This window comes from Mesorhizobium sp. WSM4819 (genome assembly GCF_055811215.1).
The window spans coordinates 46,522-59,990 of the sequence record NZ_JBVVQO010000009.1; the positions used below are offsets into that span (position 1 = coordinate 46,522).

Below are 13,469 nucleotides of genomic sequence, written 5' to 3' on the forward strand. Positions count from 1 at the left end.
TTCGCGTTCGAGCCGGTTTGCCGTTTTGTTTGCAGGACTGTTCCTGGCTTTTTCCATGGTCACGGCCGATTACGCCGAGGCGCGGCGTGGCGGCAGCTTCGGCAGCCGCGGCACGCGCACGTTCCAGTCGGTTCCGCCGACCAGGACAGCGCCACAGCCGGCCGCGCCGGTCGAGCGCTCGATGACGCCCAACACCGCAACGAACAATGCGGCGCGCCAGACACCGGCAGCCCAACGACCAGGGATCTTCAGCGGCCTCGGCGGTTCGATGATGCGTGGCCTGCTGCTCGGCGGTCTGATCGGACTTCTTTTGGGCCAGGGGTTCGGCGGCTTGGCTGGCATGTTGGGCCTGCTGCTGCAAGGACTGCTGATCGGCGGCGCGATCATGCTGATCATCCGCTTTTTCCGGTCGCAATCGGCACGCAACCAAGCGCCTGCCATGGCCGGCGTTCCCCAGGGCATGGGCAATTTTGGGCGAAACGCGGCAGCCCAGCGCGAGGCGGACAACGTCACATCTTTCCCCATTGCAGGCATCGGGTCTGGCTTTGGCCGGACGGCTCCAGCTAACGATCAAATTACGATGACGCCGGCCGATCTCGATACATTCCAGCAGCGGTTGACCGAAGTTCAGGAAGCGTTCGGGCGTGAAGACCATGCTGGCTTGCGCCGGCTGGCGACCCCCGAGATGGTGTCGTACCTGTCCGAAGAACTTGCCGACAATGCCAAAAACGGCATCAGGAACGAGGTGTCGAACGTCAGCCTGCTGGAGGCCGATATTGCGGAGAGCTGGCGGGAAGATGATCGTGACTACGCGACGGCTGCCCTGCGCTACGAGTCTCTTGACGTAATGCGCGATCGCGCCAGCGGCAAGATCGTCGCCGGCGAAGCCGATCGGCCGACGGAAACGACCGAACTGTGGACCTTCACGCGCCAGAACGGCGGCGACTGGAAGCTGGCGGCAATACAGCAGCCCTGACCGTTATGCTGCAGCCTCGGCGGTTCACGTCATCTGGCGAGCCATGATGTATGGACGGTTGTCGTCGCCCTCGTTGCGGGGCTTTCAGTGCAAGAACGTCGAAGCCCGCGGCATCGATAGTCACTCGCGATGGCGCAGCGCATCGACCAGGGCAACGAAAGCAGGCGAGGATTGCCGGCGGCTCGGATAATAGAGATGGTAGCCATCCCAATAGGGCGACCATCCTTCCAGGACCCGCGCCAGCCGCCCTTTGGCGATGTGGGGAAGGGCCATTTCTTCCGGAACATAGCCGAGGCCGCGGCCGGCCAGCGCGGCGTCCAGGACATGAAAGATGTTGTTGAAGACGAGCTGCCCATCGACGCGAATTTTGATCTCGCGGCCGTTCTTCTCGAACTCCCACACATAAAGGGCCCCGGACGTTGGAAAACGGTAGTTGATGCAATTGTGCTGCACGAGATCCTGCGGCTTCTCCGGCGCGGGGTGCTCGGCAAAGTAGGATTCTTCGCCGACGACCGCGAAGCGGAAATCCGGTCCGATGCGAGCCGAGATCATGTCTTTCGCAAGCTGCTCGCCCATGCGGATCCCGGCGTCAAAGCGCTCCGTCACGATGTCGGTGAGGCCGTTGTCGAGCAGGAGTTCGACCTTGATGTCGGGATATTTCGGCAGAAAGCGTTTCAGCTTGGGCCAAAGGATGCTGCTGATTGCATAGTCGGGCGCCGACAGCCGGATGGTTCCGGCGGGCTTTTCCCTCAGTTCGTTCAGGGCATCGACCTCGATTTCGATCTGGTCAAAGTGCGGCCCAATCCGCTGCAAAAGCCTCTCTCCCGCCTCCGTGGGGGCCACCGCGCGGGTCGTGCGGGTGAGCAGGCGAACGCCAAGGCGTGCTTCGAGTTGACGGATGGTGTGGCTTAGCGCCGATTGCGATATGCCGAACCGGGCTGCGGCGCGCGTAAAGCTGCGCTCCCGAGCAACAGCCAGGAACGCGAGCAGATCGTTGACATTCTGCCGCGGCACTCATGAATCCTTGTAATAGCCAGAGCTCGATTATACCGGATAAATCGAAGGCGAACACACTTCATTGAGCGGCAGCTATTCAATCCGCCGCTCGCCCCCCGGCGACGAACTACGAGCGGATTGCGCAGGTTTCAGTCGGCGCGTTCAATGCGGATGGTGACGGGACCGGGACGATCAAAGATCGAGACATCGCCAGTGACCTGCCCGAGCCTGATGATGCCAGGGCCCGGGAGGCGACCGCTCCGATAGTAGATCACGAAATGATCGGAACTCCACAACCCAAGCGTGCCGACAGAGAAGTCGCGCTGCCGCGCCAGCTCGGGCAAGGCGGAAGGCAGATTGCCGGTCTTTTCCTGGCGCAGATGATCGGACATCTCGATCGTAAGCGGCAGCATCTGCGCCAGAGATTTTGCGGCCTCGTTATCGGCGAGATCGGCTGTGACCTCGCCCCAATCCGAAGAAATGCGAATGCGTTCTTGAGCCATGCCAGATCCAACCGTTCCGAGTGCGATAACAGCGGCGTTCAGCAACAGTTTCAGCATGCGGTCGTATCCCCGATCAATGCTGATGGAGCCTGTTCCGCGACAGGCTCCATCGCGCCGCTCACGCGGAGAGGTGCTGATTGAAGAAGCTGGTCAGCTTGTCGAACGGGATCAGGTCGACGCGATCGTAGAGGTCGACATGCCCGGCGCCGGAAACCCAAACAAGCTCCTTCGGCTCGGCCGCTCGCTGGTAGGCATCCTCGCTGAACTCGCGGGAGTGAGCCTGATCGCCGGCGATGAACAGCATCGGGCGCGGCGAGATCGTCTCGATGTCGTTGAACGGGTAGAAATTCATGAACTTGACATTGCTGGTCAGCGTCGGATGCGTGGTGATCTGCGGGTTTGCGCTTGCGGGCGTGAATTCACCCCGCGGCGTGCGGTAGAAGTCATAGAACTCCCGCTGGATCGGATGGGTGTCGGCGGTCAGCTCATGCACCGTGCCGCTGGTATATTCGACCTCGCCGCCTTCAAACTCTGCCCAGCGCCGCTCGGCAGCTGCAGCAATGGCCTGCTTGCGCTGCTCGACGCTCAGTGAATGGTTAAGCGCGTTGCGGTTGGCGGCCCCCATGTCGTACATGCTGACGGTCGCGACGGCGCGCATCCGCGGGTCGATCTTGGCCGCGCTGATGACGAAGCTGCCGCTGCCGCAGACGCCGATCGCACCGATGCGGTTTCTGTCGACGAATGGCCGTGTGCCCAGGAAATCGACCGCGGCGCTAAACGCTTCGGCGTAGACATCCGGCGAAACGATCTGGCGGGCCTCGCCCTCGCTTTCGCCCCAGAACGGCAGGTCGATGGACATGGCGACGAAGCCCTGTTCGGCCATCTTGGTGGCATAGAGATTTGCGCTCTGTTCCTTCACCGCACCCATCGGATGCCCGACGACGAGCGCCGGATGGCGCGCATTGCGGTCGAGCTTGTTGGGAATGAACAGATTGCCCGCAACGTTCATCTGGTATTGGCTCTTGAAGGCGATCTTTTCCAGCGTCACCCGATCACTGGTGTAGAAGTTGTTGGCGCCGTTTGACATGTCTTGAGCCTTTGCGAAGGGGATGTTGAACAGCGACGCCGCACCGAGCGCGGCAACGCCGGCGCCGGTCAGCTTCAGCAGATCACGCCGGCCAAAGTCGACACTGGACTGTGGTTCCGCCGTGCTCTCGATTCCGATCTGCTTGTTCATGCCTGTCTCCTTTGATCGTCCTGAACTGCGCAGGGCTGCCGGGCCATGCTCATTTCCTCGGCATGCGCGGCAGTGTTGCGAATGTGTGAAATAGAATAGCGACGACGCCGGCGATCGATTAGACGGCAAAATCCGCATGTCGTTATGAGGGTGATTCATCAATCGAATAGCGCAGGCTCGTCCCGAAGGTGAACAGATTCGTCCGCCTCCGGCCGCATCTGCATGCACAGGAAGAAGATCGTCACCGTGCCCGCCGATCAAAGGTTCGGCGTCAACGAGTTCGACGATGGCATTTGGCCCTTGAGCCTCATGCCTTATGATCTTGGATACTTCGACCTGGAACAGAGGACATTGGCAAAGCCCCATCCCACATTCTTGGCGCAGCCGGGATGCTCGCACCTATGGTGTATAATGCCGGGGCGCGTGACGGGCTCCATTGCATCCGGAAGGCAGATCAGTTCGTCACTCATGCTATGATCCTTCCTTCTGAGCAGGAGGTGGACTAGCCACCTCTGCGAACGGTGCGGAAAGCACGAGTTCATGCATGTCGAGACGCAAAACCCAACCGCTCGGGAACGGCAGGGCATTCGGGTTAGGCGGCTTGCCGAAAGGTTCGAATCCTGTCGGGTGCAGCATTGCCGCAGTTCGCTTGCCGACAACTATTCCTGCTGGAATTGACAGGGCCAATCTTCAGGCCTCGTCAAGCCAGAAGGCAACTCGGTCCGGGCGTCTCCGCAAGCCATGTTGAGCTGCCACTGGGACAGACCCGCCGAATTGGAAAGGTCGACGCCCTCGATACGGGTCAGAAAGAAAAAGGCGCGGTCAAAGTCTATCGACGCGGTGAACGTCGCTCCTCGGAAGTCCGCCCGTGCGAGATTGGCAAACGAGAAGCGGCTGCCGCTGAGATCGGCGTCATGGAATTGCGCACGCCCCAATTCTGCCTTTGTGAAATCAACGTTGGTCAGATTGGCGTCCTGGAAATTCGAGCGCTGCAATTCCGCGCTCGCAAACACAGCGCCCTGCGCGTCCATACGGCTGAAGTCGGTCCTGTAGGCCTCGATTCTGTCGAACCGGGCGCCTTTGGCGGTCGAGTCGGCCAGGGAAGCACGCACAAGCGTTGCCTTCTCAAGATTTGCCGCAAGGAGATTGCTGTTCCTGAGGTCGGTCGAAGTGAAATCAACACCGAACAGGTTCGCCCCGCTCAGGTCCTGTCCTTCTAGGATGAGAAGCTTCTTGTCACACTCGTGCCAATTGACGCCAGGCGTCGCGGCTGCGCGGCAATTGTGAGCAGCAGTGGCGTTCTGCCAAGCAAACACAGTGCAAATCGCTAGAACCCAGCCGGATGCGGCGTAAGCTCTGGTTCGCCTCAAAGTCATGGTTGCTGGACCTCTGCCACTCGCCGACACTCAACCTGACCACATCTGCTGACAATCGAGAGTGCTCCTCGTCTACACCACCGTCAACCCGGGAGCAGAGGACATGGCGACGGTCGCCGCAGATGCGCAGCGGACGTCAACAATGGGGAGCCTGCTCGGGTGCTGACGCCACCGCCGGCGTCCGCCGCCGACAAGCGTGAATCCGCTTGGGTCCGCGCCGATCGGTACTTCCCGACGGGAGGTTGACCCGGCACGGGGTGCTAGTCGCGTATCCTGATTCCGCTGTCGCTACCCCACGACTTCGCTTAGCGAGGCCGAAGTTGATCTCTGCCATCTACCAGGTCGAAGCATGACCCGCATATTTGTGTCGTAAGCTCACGTGCCGCGAATACGCCGTTTTCGGTAGGCGGGCTTTATGGCGGGCGCGCAACCTATTCTTTGATTTTTATCAATGTAAACAATGTCGTATGGCGGAGAGGGAGGGATTCGAACCCCCGATGGGCTTGCACCCATGCCGCATTTCGAGTGCGGTGCATTCGACCACTCTGCCACCTCTCCGCGGTCATGGTCCGCCGTTGCCGGCGCGGCGCACTAGATAACGGCTGGACGGACAGGTTACAAGGGCCAATCTGCCGGATATCAGGCTTCTCTCCGGGCCATTTGGCCCGTTCTTCGATACCCTCTGCCGCCTGTGCCAACGGCACCGGCTTGCTTTCGGCCGTTGCCTTGACTCGCGGCCAGCCTTCGGCTAGGGACAGCGCGCAATCGGCGTGGAGGGCTCTTCCGCGCCGCTTGCTTTTTGAACCCGCAGACTGACAAAAAGACGGCCGAACCGCCTGACGCGGTTCGTCAAGGCCGACCGAACAGCGAAAGGCAAAAAATGTTCGCAGTCATCAAAACGGGCGGCAAGCAGTATCGCGTCGCCGCCAACGATCTCCTGAAGATCGAAAAAGTCGAAGGCCAGGTCGGCGACATCGTCGAGATCGGCCACGTGCTCGCGCATGGCGAGGGCGAGAATGTCACGTTCGGCGCGCCGTTCGTGGACGGCGCTTTGGTCACCGCCGAAGTCGTCGAACAGGGCAAGAACCGCACCGTCATCGCCTTCAAGAAGCGCCGCCGGCAGAATTCGCGCCGCAAGATCGGCCATCGCCAGCTTCTGACCACCGTGCGGATCGCCGAGATCCTGCTGGATGGCGCCAAGCCGACGAAGAAGGCCGCGGCCAAGACCGAGGCGAAGGCCGAAATTGCTGCAAAGGCCGAGGCCAAGGCTGAAGCCGCGCCGAAGAAGGAAGCCAAGGCAGAGGCTGCGCCGAAGGAAACCGAAGTCAAGGCAAGCGAAACCGCTGCGCCGCTGTTCAAGGCGCCGAAGGGCGAGCCGGACGATCTGACCGTGATCAAGGGTATCGGCCCGGTCGCGGCCGGCCAGTTGAACGAACAGGGCATCACGACCTTCGCCCAGATCGCCAAGCTGTCCGACAAGGACATCGCCAGGATCGACGAGCATATGCCGTTCAGCGCCGACCAGATCATGGACTGGCGCGAGCAGGCCAAAGATTTGGCGAAGAAGTAAAGCGGACCGGCGCGATCGCCGTCGGTTCGGACTTGAAACGGAACGCGAACGCGTTCATAAGACCCTTTAAGCGCCTAGCGGCGCATCGGAGTTAGTTAGATGGCACACAAGAAAGCTGGCGGTTCGTCGCGCAATGGTCGCGACTCCCATTCCAAGCGGCTCGGCGTGAAAAAATTCGGCGGCGAAGCCGTGATTCCGGGCAACATCATTATTCGTCAGCGCGGCACGACGTGGCATCCCGGCACCAATGTCGGCATTGGCACGGATCACACGCTGTTTGCGCTCGAAGCTGGCGCAGTCACCTTCAATAAAAAAGCCAATGGCCGAACCTACGTATCGGTGAACCCGATGACCAAGGCCGCGGAGTAGCCGGTTCCGCACGAGAACACCGGCACCCATCTCGGGAACCGGTGTCTGGCCAAGCCAGGAAATGGATCAGGGGAGATGGGTTTCCATCTCCCCTTTTTCTTGCCTGGAGGACTGACATGATTGCCGAAGCGGATGACACAGACGGTGAAAGTTACGCGATAGATTGTCCGGTCCTGGTGACCGAGCGGCTGGTCCTGCGGGCGCCGCGCGAAAGTGACATCGAGCAACTGGTGGTGCTCGCCGACAATCGCCACGTCGCCGAAATGCTGGCCCGCATGCCGCACCCCTATGGCGAGACCGAGGCACGCGCCTTCCTCGCGATGACGGCATCGCGCCGGTCCGGCATTGCCTATGCCTTGACCTTGGCCGGCACCGAAACCTTCGTCGGCTGCGCCGGCCTCAACACCACAGATCGCGGGCTGGAGCTCGGCTACTGGATCGGCGAGCCCTACTGGAAGCGCGGCTATGCGACGGAGGCCGCGCATGCGCTGGTCGACCTCGCCTTCCAGAAGACGGCGATCCAGGTGCTGCATGCCTCGACGCGGGTGATCAATCCGGCCTCGCGCCGGGTCATCCACAAATGCGGCTTCCAGTATGCCGGCCAGGGCATGCTGAACTCGATCGTCGCCGGCCAGGTGCCGGTCGAGCGTTACCGCCTCGATCGCAGGACCTGGACCAGCCTGCGGAACTGGGTCCATTTCTAGGCATGTCGATCTTCAGGTGAGGCCGGCCTGCGAATGGTGGCTTCCTGCGCTTCCGGTGCTCACGTACTTCCGTACGCTCCGCTCCGGTTCTCGGAAGCCACCACTCTCGGCGCGGCCTGACCTGAATTTCAACACGCCTAGGCGCGAAGATTGCGGATCGAATTTGGGTTCAAACCATCTCGACCCAGACCGGCAGGTGGTCCGAACCGACTGCCTGCCGGTCGACCCACAGGCGCTTCTGCGATTTGGCCAGCGAGGCGCTGGTGAAGACATAGTCGATGCGCTTGTGGCGGCTGGCGTCGTCAGGCCGCTTGGGGTCGACCCAGGTGACGAGATCGGCGCCTGCGGCGGCAAGGCGCAGGGCGGCATCGACGGCAAGATCCGCGGTCACCGGCATGCCGAATTCGTGGTCCAGGCGGCCGGCGAATTCGACATATTCCGGCGATCCGGCCAGCATGTTGAAGTCGCCCATGACGACGAAGCCTTCGGGACAAGGCAGGTCCGGCAGGCCGACCTCGGCGACGCCCGACAGCGCGCCGCCCTCGATCGCATAGTTCAACAGGCGCCGGCGCAGAAACCGGATCTGGCTGGCGCGTTCGACCGGGCTGCGATGGTCGAGATGGGTGGAATAGAAGCGGATAAAACCAAGCGGCGTCTCGATCAGCGCCTCCAGCGCGCCGCGCTGGAAATTCATCACTTCGAAACTGCGGCTGCGCGGCAAGAGGAGATTGCGCGACAGATGAACGGGGGTTTTCGACAGCACCATGTTGCCGAGCTGGAAGGTGGTGGTGATGGCGCGGCCGTTTTCCAGCCGCGAGCCGACATTGGCCTCGAAATTGCTGCCGTAGACGGCGAAATATTCGGGCAGCGCCTCGCCAAGCTCGGCCACCATGTCGCGGCCGCCATTGTTGGGGTTGTTGCGCGAGACCTCCTGCAGCGCGATCACGTCGGCGCCGCGCACGGCATCGGCGATGCGGCCGACATCGTAGCGGCCGTCAAGACCGACGCCGTAGTGGATGTTGTAGGTTACAAGCTGCATTGCGACTCCGGCGATGTTCAGACTCGGCGATGTTCAGACTCGGACATGTTCAGACTCGGGCCATGTTGATAAACAGCCTCGCCCTTCGCCCCGCCTTGGTTTAGAGCAGTGCCAAACGTTAGAGCAATGCCGCAAGGCCGTTAGCAGAAACTCAGCAATACGATGAAATTTCTCGATCAAGCCAAGGTCTATGTCCGCTCCGGCGATGGTGGCGCCGGATCGGTGTCGTTCCGGCGCGAAAAGTTCATCGAATTCGGCGGTCCCGACGGCGGCGACGGCGGCCGCGGCGGCGACGTCTGGGTGGAGGCGGTCGATGGGCTGAACACGCTGATCGATTATCGCTACCAGCAGCATTTCAAGGCCAAGACCGGCACGCACGGCATGGGCCGCAACATGACCGGCGCCAAGGGCGCCGACGTGACGCTGAAAGTGCCGGCGGGAACGCAGGTCTTTGCCGAGGACAACGACACGCTGATCTGCGACCTGACCGTCGTCGGTCAGCGTTTCCTGCTGGCCAAGGGCGGCAATGGCGGCTTCGGCAACCAGCATTTCAAGACCTCGACCAACCAGGCGCCGCGCCGCGCCAATCCGGGTCAGCCGGGCGAAGAGCTCAACATCTGGCTCCGGCTCAAGCTGATCGCCGATGCCGGCCTGGTCGGCCTGCCCAATGCCGGCAAGTCGACTTTCCTCGCCGCCGTCACCGCTGCCAAGCCGAAGATCGCCGACTATCCCTTCACCACGCTGCATCCGGGCCTCGGTGTGGCCCGCATCGACGGGCGCGAGTTCGTCATCGCCGACGTTCCCGGCCTGATCGAAGGCGCGCATGAAGGCGTCGGCATCGGTGACCGTTTCCTCGGACATGTCGAACGCACGCGCGTCCTCCTGCACCTCGTCTCGGCGCAGGAAGAAAATCCGGGGAAGGCCTACAAGACCGTGCGCGCCGAACTCGACGCCTATGGCCATGGACTGGTCGAGAAGGTCGAGATTGTGGCACTTTCCCAGGTCGACACGCTCGATGCCGACGCACGCAAGAAGAAGGTCGCTTCGCTGAAACGCGCCGCCGGCCGCGCGCCGATGCTTTTGTCCGCCGTCACCGGCGAAGGCGTCGAAGCGGTTCTGCGCGCACTGATGACGGTCGTCGCCGAGGCGCGCGAAGCTGTCGCCGCTCCGGTCGAGACGCGCTGGAGATAGCGATGGCCGCGCAGTCGCTGAAAAAATACCGGCGCATCACCGTCAAGATCGGCTCGGCGCTGCTTGTCGACCGCACGGCGGGCCTGAAGCGCGACTGGCTGGCCTCGCTTGCCGACGACATTTCGGTGCTGGCCGAGAATGGCGCCGAGATCCTCGTCGTGTCGTCCGGCGCCATCGCGCTTGGCCGCACCATTTTAGGCCTCGGCAAGCGGGCGCTGAAGCTCGAGGAAAGCCAGGCGGCGGCGGCCGTCGGGCAGATTGCGCTGGCCGGCGCCTGGTCGGATGCGCTCGGCAAGGGCGGCCTGAAATCGGGCCAGATCCTGCTGACGCTCGGCGACACCGAAGAGCGCCGCCGTTATCTCAATGCGCGCGCGACGATCTCGACGCTGCTCAAGATGAAGGCGGTGCCGGTCATCAACGAGAACGATACGGTGGCGACCTCCGAAATCCGCTATGGCGACAATGACCGGCTGGCGGCGCGGGTGGCGACGATGATGGGCGCGGACCTTTTGGTGCTGCTCTCCGACATTGACGGGCTCTACACGGCGCCGCCGGCGCGCGACCAGCATGCCAGGTTCGTCGCTGTCGTCGACCGCATCACGCCTGACATCGAGGCGATGGCGGGTGCGGCCGCTTCGGAGTTTTCACGCGGCGGCATGCGCACCAAGCTCGACGCCGGCAAGATCGCCACCGCCGCCGGCACTGCCATGATCATCACATCAGGCACGCGGCTGTCGCCGCTGCTGGCGATCGAGCGTGGCGAGCGGGCGACGTTCTTCCGGCCGAGCGCCAATCCGGTCAAGGGCTACAAGACATGGATCGCCGGGCAGCTCGAACCGGCAGGCCGGCTGACAGTCGATGCCGGCGCCATCGGCGCGCTCAAGTCGGGCAAGTCGCTGCTGCCGGCCGGCGTCAAGCTGGTCAGCGGCAATTTCTCGCGCGGCGACACGGTGGCGATCCTGTCGCCCGAAGGCCGCGAGATCGCGCGCGGATTGGTTGCCTACGATGCCGCCGATGCCGTAAGGATCGCTGGCTTGAAAACAGCCGAGATTGAAACGGTGCTCGGCTATGAAGCGCGATCGGCGATGATCCACCGCGACGACCTTGTGGTGAGCCATTCTAGTGACCAAGTACAGGCCGGCGACCAAGTACAGGCCGCTGACCAAGCGGTCGGTGACGAGGTGAATAGCGGAGGATGAGCCATGCTGAAGCTGCATGAAAAATCCCGGGACGATACGGTGGCGCTGATGGCCGATATCGGCCGCCGCGCCCGCGCTGCCGCCCGACCGCTGGCCGTCGCCACAGCCGAGCGCAAGCACGCCGCGTTGATCGGTATGGCGCAGGCGATCCTTCGCCACGAGCAGGATATTCTCGACGCCAACGCCACCGACATCACAAATGGCGAGCAGTCGGGGCTTTCGCCTTCTTTCATGGACCGGCTGAAGCTTGATCCCGGCCGCATCCGTGCCATGGCCGACGGCATCAGTGAAATCGCCGGGCTGCGCGATCCGGTCGGCGATGTCATTGCCGCATGGGACCGGCCGAACGGCCTGCATATCGAGCGCGTGCGCACGCCGCTCGGCGTTGTCGGCGTCATCTACGAAAGCCGGCCGAACGTGACCGCCGATGCCGGCGCGCTGTGCCTCAAGGCCGGCAATCCGGTGATCCTGCGCGGCGGCTCGGATTCGCTCAACTCCTCGGCGGCGATCCATGCCTGCCTGGTCGAAGGGCTGAAAGCGGCCAAGCTGCCGCAGGATGCCATCCAGCTGGTGCCGACCGCCGACCGCGCCGCCGTCGGCGAGATGCTGAAAGGACTTTCCGGCAATATCGACGTCATCATTCCGCGCGGCGGCAAGAACCTGGTCGAACGCGTCCAGAACGAGGCGCGGGTGCCGGTCTTCGCTCATCTCGAAGGCATCTGCCATCTCTACATCGACCGCTCGGCCGATCTCGACATGGCGGCCAGGATCGCGGTCAACGCCAAGATGCGGCGCACCGGCGTCTGCGGCGCGGCCGAGACGCTGCTGGTCGACCGCGCTGTTGCCGACACTCATCTGGTGCCGATCCTCGGGGCGTTGCGCGCGGCAGGGTGCGAAATCCACGCCGACGCCGAGGTGCTGAAAGTGTTTGCCGACGCCCAGCCTGCGACCGACGCCGACTGGGTGAGCGAATATCTCGATGCCATCATCGCAGTAAAACTGGTCGATGGCGTTGCCGGTGCGATCGAGCACATCGAGACTTTTTCCTCGCACCACACCGAGGCGATCGTCGCCGAGGATGCGGACGCCGTCGAACGGTTCTTCAACGAGATTGATTCGGCGATCCTTCTGCACAATGCCTCGACGCAATTTGCCGATGGCGGCGAATTCGGCATGGGCGCAGAGATCGGCATCGCCACCGGCAAGATGCATGCGCGCGGCCCGGTCGGTGTCGAGCAACTGACCTCGTTCAAGTACCGCGTGCGCGGGACAGGACAGGTGAGGCCTTGAGCTTATTCGCGGTTAGAGCCTGACAGGCGTGCGCCCAGCCACCCCCCTCTGTCCTGCCGGACATCTCCCCCTCAAGGGGGGAGATTGGCTGTCATTTCTGTTTCCGCCAATCGCCGGCGCTGCAAGATTTGCACCTGCGATGAAGCCGCCAATCTCCCCCCTTGAGGGGGAGATGCCCGGCAGGGCAGAGGGGGGTGCTTAGCACGATGCTCTCCCCTTCCAGCCCCACCGTTCCCTCCCACTATCTAAAAATGCCGCATGCCGAAAAGGGCCTGGCCGTCGGACTGTTCGGCGGCTCGTTCAATCCTGCCCATGCCGGCCATGCGCTGGTCGCCGAGATCGCGCTCAGGCGCCTGGCGCTCGATCAGTTGTGGTGGATGGTGACGCCGGGCAATCCGCTCAAGAGCGCGCGGGAACTGGCGCCGCTGGCCGAGCGGCTAAGCCTGTCCGAGCAGATTGCCCGGAACCCGAAGGTCAAGGTCACCGCCTTCGAGGCGAGCCATTATGTCCGCTTCACCGCCGACACGCTGGCCCTGGTCAAGGCGCGCAACCCGGGCGTCGACTTCGTCTGGATCATGGGCGCCGATTCGCTGCGCGATTTTCATCGCTGGCAGCGCTGGCGCCAGATCGTGATGACGTTTCCGATCGCGGTGATCGATCGCCCTGGCGCGACGCTGTCGTTCCTGTCGTCGGTTGTCGCCAAGACCTTCGACTACGCGCGTGTCGACGAGGGCGACGCGCCGCGGCTCGCCCGCATGAAGGCGCCGGCCTGGACCTTCATTCACGGCCCGCGCTCGTCGCTGTCGTCGACCGCGATCCGCAAGATGGCGCAGGGATAGGAATAGGGCAGTAGGGCAGTAGGGCAGCAGGGCAGCAGGGCAGCAGGCTACGCTGCTCGCCGACCCAGCCAATTTTTTCTTTTCGCTACTCCCATACTGCCCTACTCCCCTACTCCCCTCCCACAAGACCGCTGATGTCGCATTTGCGGCTGCCTTTCCTCGGTCCGTGAGCGATCCTGC

General features: G+C 62.9%; 14 protein-coding genes, 1 tRNA gene and 1 pseudogene. 9 read left to right on the forward strand and 7 right to left on the reverse strand.

Annotated features, from left to right (window positions below):
- Positions 1 to 69 precede the first annotated feature (69 nt).
- Positions 70 to 207 carry a hypothetical protein gene (locus AC0L18_RS10700; RefSeq protein ID WP_473492122.1) on the reverse strand — a complete coding sequence of 46 codons (138 nt, stop codon included), beginning with the start codon at positions 205 to 207 and terminating at the stop codon, positions 70 to 72.
- Here AC0L18_RS10700 and AC0L18_RS10705 point away from each other — a divergent pair.
- Positions 182 to 976, forward strand: a complete 795-nt coding sequence (locus AC0L18_RS10705) for a Tim44 domain-containing protein (protein ID WP_473492124.1) — start codon at positions 182 to 184, stop codon at positions 974 to 976. The two genes, AC0L18_RS10700 and AC0L18_RS10705, sit on opposite strands and share 26 nt — an antisense overlap.
- Before the next feature lie 120 nt (positions 977 to 1,096).
- On the opposite strand, the gene AC0L18_RS10710 is transcribed toward AC0L18_RS10705, so the two are convergent.
- From AC0L18_RS10710 to AC0L18_RS10720, 3 genes are all read right to left on the reverse strand, one after another.
- A complete protein-coding gene (locus tag AC0L18_RS10710) occupies positions 1,097 to 1,990 on the reverse strand; it encodes a LysR family transcriptional regulator (RefSeq protein WP_473492125.1) in 894 nt (297 codons plus the stop codon).
- 131 nt (positions 1,991 to 2,121) lie between these two features.
- Positions 2,122 to 2,532 (reverse strand): cyclophilin-like fold protein, encoded by a 411-nt coding sequence (locus tag AC0L18_RS10715; protein WP_473492126.1) that lies wholly within the window; start codon positions 2,530 to 2,532, stop codon positions 2,122 to 2,124.
- Between the two features lie 61 nt (positions 2,533 to 2,593).
- Complete coding sequence (locus AC0L18_RS10720; protein WP_473492127.1) at positions 2,594 to 3,712, reverse strand: alpha/beta hydrolase; 1,119 nt, start codon at positions 3,710 to 3,712, stop codon at positions 2,594 to 2,596.
- Positions 3,713 to 3,913: 201 nt separating this feature from the next.
- Here AC0L18_RS10720 and AC0L18_RS10725 point away from each other — a divergent pair.
- Positions 3,914 to 4,189: pseudogene (locus tag AC0L18_RS10725) on the forward strand (hypothetical protein); the annotation flags it as partial.
- Positions 4,190 to 4,371: 182 nt separating this feature from the next.
- Here AC0L18_RS10725 and AC0L18_RS10730 read toward each other — a convergent pair.
- On the reverse strand, positions 4,372 to 5,088 hold the full coding sequence (locus tag AC0L18_RS10730) for a pentapeptide repeat-containing protein (protein WP_473492249.1): 717 nt from the start codon (positions 5,086 to 5,088) through the stop codon (positions 4,372 to 4,374).
- Between the two features lie 468 nt (positions 5,089 to 5,556).
- Positions 5,557 to 5,646: transfer RNA gene (locus AC0L18_RS10735), tRNA-Ser, on the reverse strand.
- A gap of 322 nt (positions 5,647 to 5,968) precedes the next feature.
- On the opposite strand from AC0L18_RS10735, the gene AC0L18_RS10740 reads away from it, so the two are divergent.
- The 3 genes from AC0L18_RS10740 (at position 5,969) to AC0L18_RS10750 (ending at position 7,731) form a co-directional block, all read left to right on the forward strand.
- The gene (locus AC0L18_RS10740) at positions 5,969 to 6,658 is read left to right on the forward strand and encodes a 50S ribosomal protein L21 (protein WP_473492128.1); all 690 of its coding nucleotides are present in this window, start codon (positions 5,969 to 5,971) and stop codon (positions 6,656 to 6,658) included.
- Between the two features lie 99 nt (positions 6,659 to 6,757).
- Positions 6,758 to 7,027, forward strand: a complete 270-nt coding sequence (gene rpmA / locus AC0L18_RS10745; protein ID WP_023678077.1) for a 50S ribosomal protein L27 — start codon at positions 6,758 to 6,760, stop codon at positions 7,025 to 7,027.
- 116 nt (positions 7,028 to 7,143) lie between these two features.
- A complete protein-coding gene (locus AC0L18_RS10750) occupies positions 7,144 to 7,731 on the forward strand; it encodes a GNAT family N-acetyltransferase (RefSeq protein WP_473492130.1) in 588 nt (195 codons plus the stop codon).
- Positions 7,732 to 7,900: 169 nt separating this feature from the next.
- On the opposite strand, the gene AC0L18_RS10755 is transcribed toward AC0L18_RS10750, so the two are convergent.
- Complete coding sequence (locus AC0L18_RS10755) at positions 7,901 to 8,770, reverse strand: endonuclease/exonuclease/phosphatase family protein (protein ID WP_473492131.1); 870 nt, start codon at positions 8,768 to 8,770, stop codon at positions 7,901 to 7,903.
- A gap of 162 nt (positions 8,771 to 8,932) precedes the next feature.
- Here AC0L18_RS10755 and obgE point away from each other — a divergent pair, with 162 nt between their 5' ends.
- From obgE to AC0L18_RS10775, 4 genes are all read left to right on the forward strand, one after another.
- Positions 8,933 to 9,961 carry a GTPase ObgE gene (obgE, locus tag AC0L18_RS10760; protein ID WP_128168566.1) on the forward strand — a complete coding sequence of 343 codons (1,029 nt, stop codon included), beginning with the start codon at positions 8,933 to 8,935 and terminating at the stop codon, positions 9,959 to 9,961.
- Positions 9,962 to 9,963: 2 nt separating this feature from the next.
- Complete coding sequence (gene proB / locus AC0L18_RS10765) at positions 9,964 to 11,160, forward strand: glutamate 5-kinase (RefSeq protein ID WP_473492133.1); 1,197 nt, start codon at positions 9,964 to 9,966, stop codon at positions 11,158 to 11,160.
- A 3-nt stretch (positions 11,161 to 11,163) separates the two neighbouring features.
- Entirely contained in the window at positions 11,164 to 12,450 is a 1,287-nt protein-coding gene (locus tag AC0L18_RS10770; RefSeq protein ID WP_473492134.1) for a glutamate-5-semialdehyde dehydrogenase, read from the forward strand.
- Between the two features lie 251 nt (positions 12,451 to 12,701).
- A complete protein-coding gene (locus AC0L18_RS10775; RefSeq protein ID WP_128181656.1) occupies positions 12,702 to 13,289 on the forward strand; it encodes a nicotinate-nucleotide adenylyltransferase in 588 nt (195 codons plus the stop codon).
- The last annotated feature ends 180 nt before the right edge of the window (positions 13,290 to 13,469 follow it).

Excerpts from the sequence above, each read along its gene's own strand:
- AC0L18_RS10770 (WP_473492134.1), top strand. The coding sequence starts at position 11,164 with ATGCTGAAGCTGCATGAAAAATCCCGGGACGATACGGTGGCGCTGATG.
- rpmA (WP_023678077.1), top strand. The coding sequence starts at position 6,758 with ATGGCACACAAGAAAGCTGGCGGTTCGTCGCGCAATGGTCGCGACTCC.
- proB (WP_473492133.1), top strand. The coding sequence starts at position 9,964 with ATGGCCGCGCAGTCGCTGAAAAAATACCGGCGCATCACCGTCAAGATC.
- AC0L18_RS10715 (WP_473492126.1), bottom strand. The coding sequence starts at position 2,532 with ATGCTGAAACTGTTGCTGAACGCCGCTGTTATCGCACTCGGAACGGTT.
- obgE (WP_128168566.1), top strand. The coding sequence starts at position 8,933 with ATGAAATTTCTCGATCAAGCCAAGGTCTATGTCCGCTCCGGCGATGGT.
- AC0L18_RS10720 (WP_473492127.1), bottom strand. The coding sequence starts at position 3,712 with ATGAACAAGCAGATCGGAATCGAGAGCACGGCGGAACCACAGTCCAGT.
- AC0L18_RS10705 (WP_473492124.1), top strand. The coding sequence starts at position 182 with ATGACGCCCAACACCGCAACGAACAATGCGGCGCGCCAGACACCGGCA.
- AC0L18_RS10775 (WP_128181656.1), top strand. The coding sequence starts at position 12,702 with ATGCCGCATGCCGAAAAGGGCCTGGCCGTCGGACTGTTCGGCGGCTCG.
- AC0L18_RS10730 (WP_473492249.1), bottom strand. The coding sequence starts at position 5,088 with ATGACTTTGAGGCGAACCAGAGCTTACGCCGCATCCGGCTGGGTTCTA.
- AC0L18_RS10750 (WP_473492130.1), top strand. The coding sequence starts at position 7,144 with ATGATTGCCGAAGCGGATGACACAGACGGTGAAAGTTACGCGATAGAT.
- AC0L18_RS10755 (WP_473492131.1), bottom strand. The coding sequence starts at position 8,770 with ATGCAGCTTGTAACCTACAACATCCACTACGGCGTCGGTCTTGACGGC.
- AC0L18_RS10740 (WP_473492128.1), top strand. The coding sequence starts at position 5,969 with ATGTTCGCAGTCATCAAAACGGGCGGCAAGCAGTATCGCGTCGCCGCC.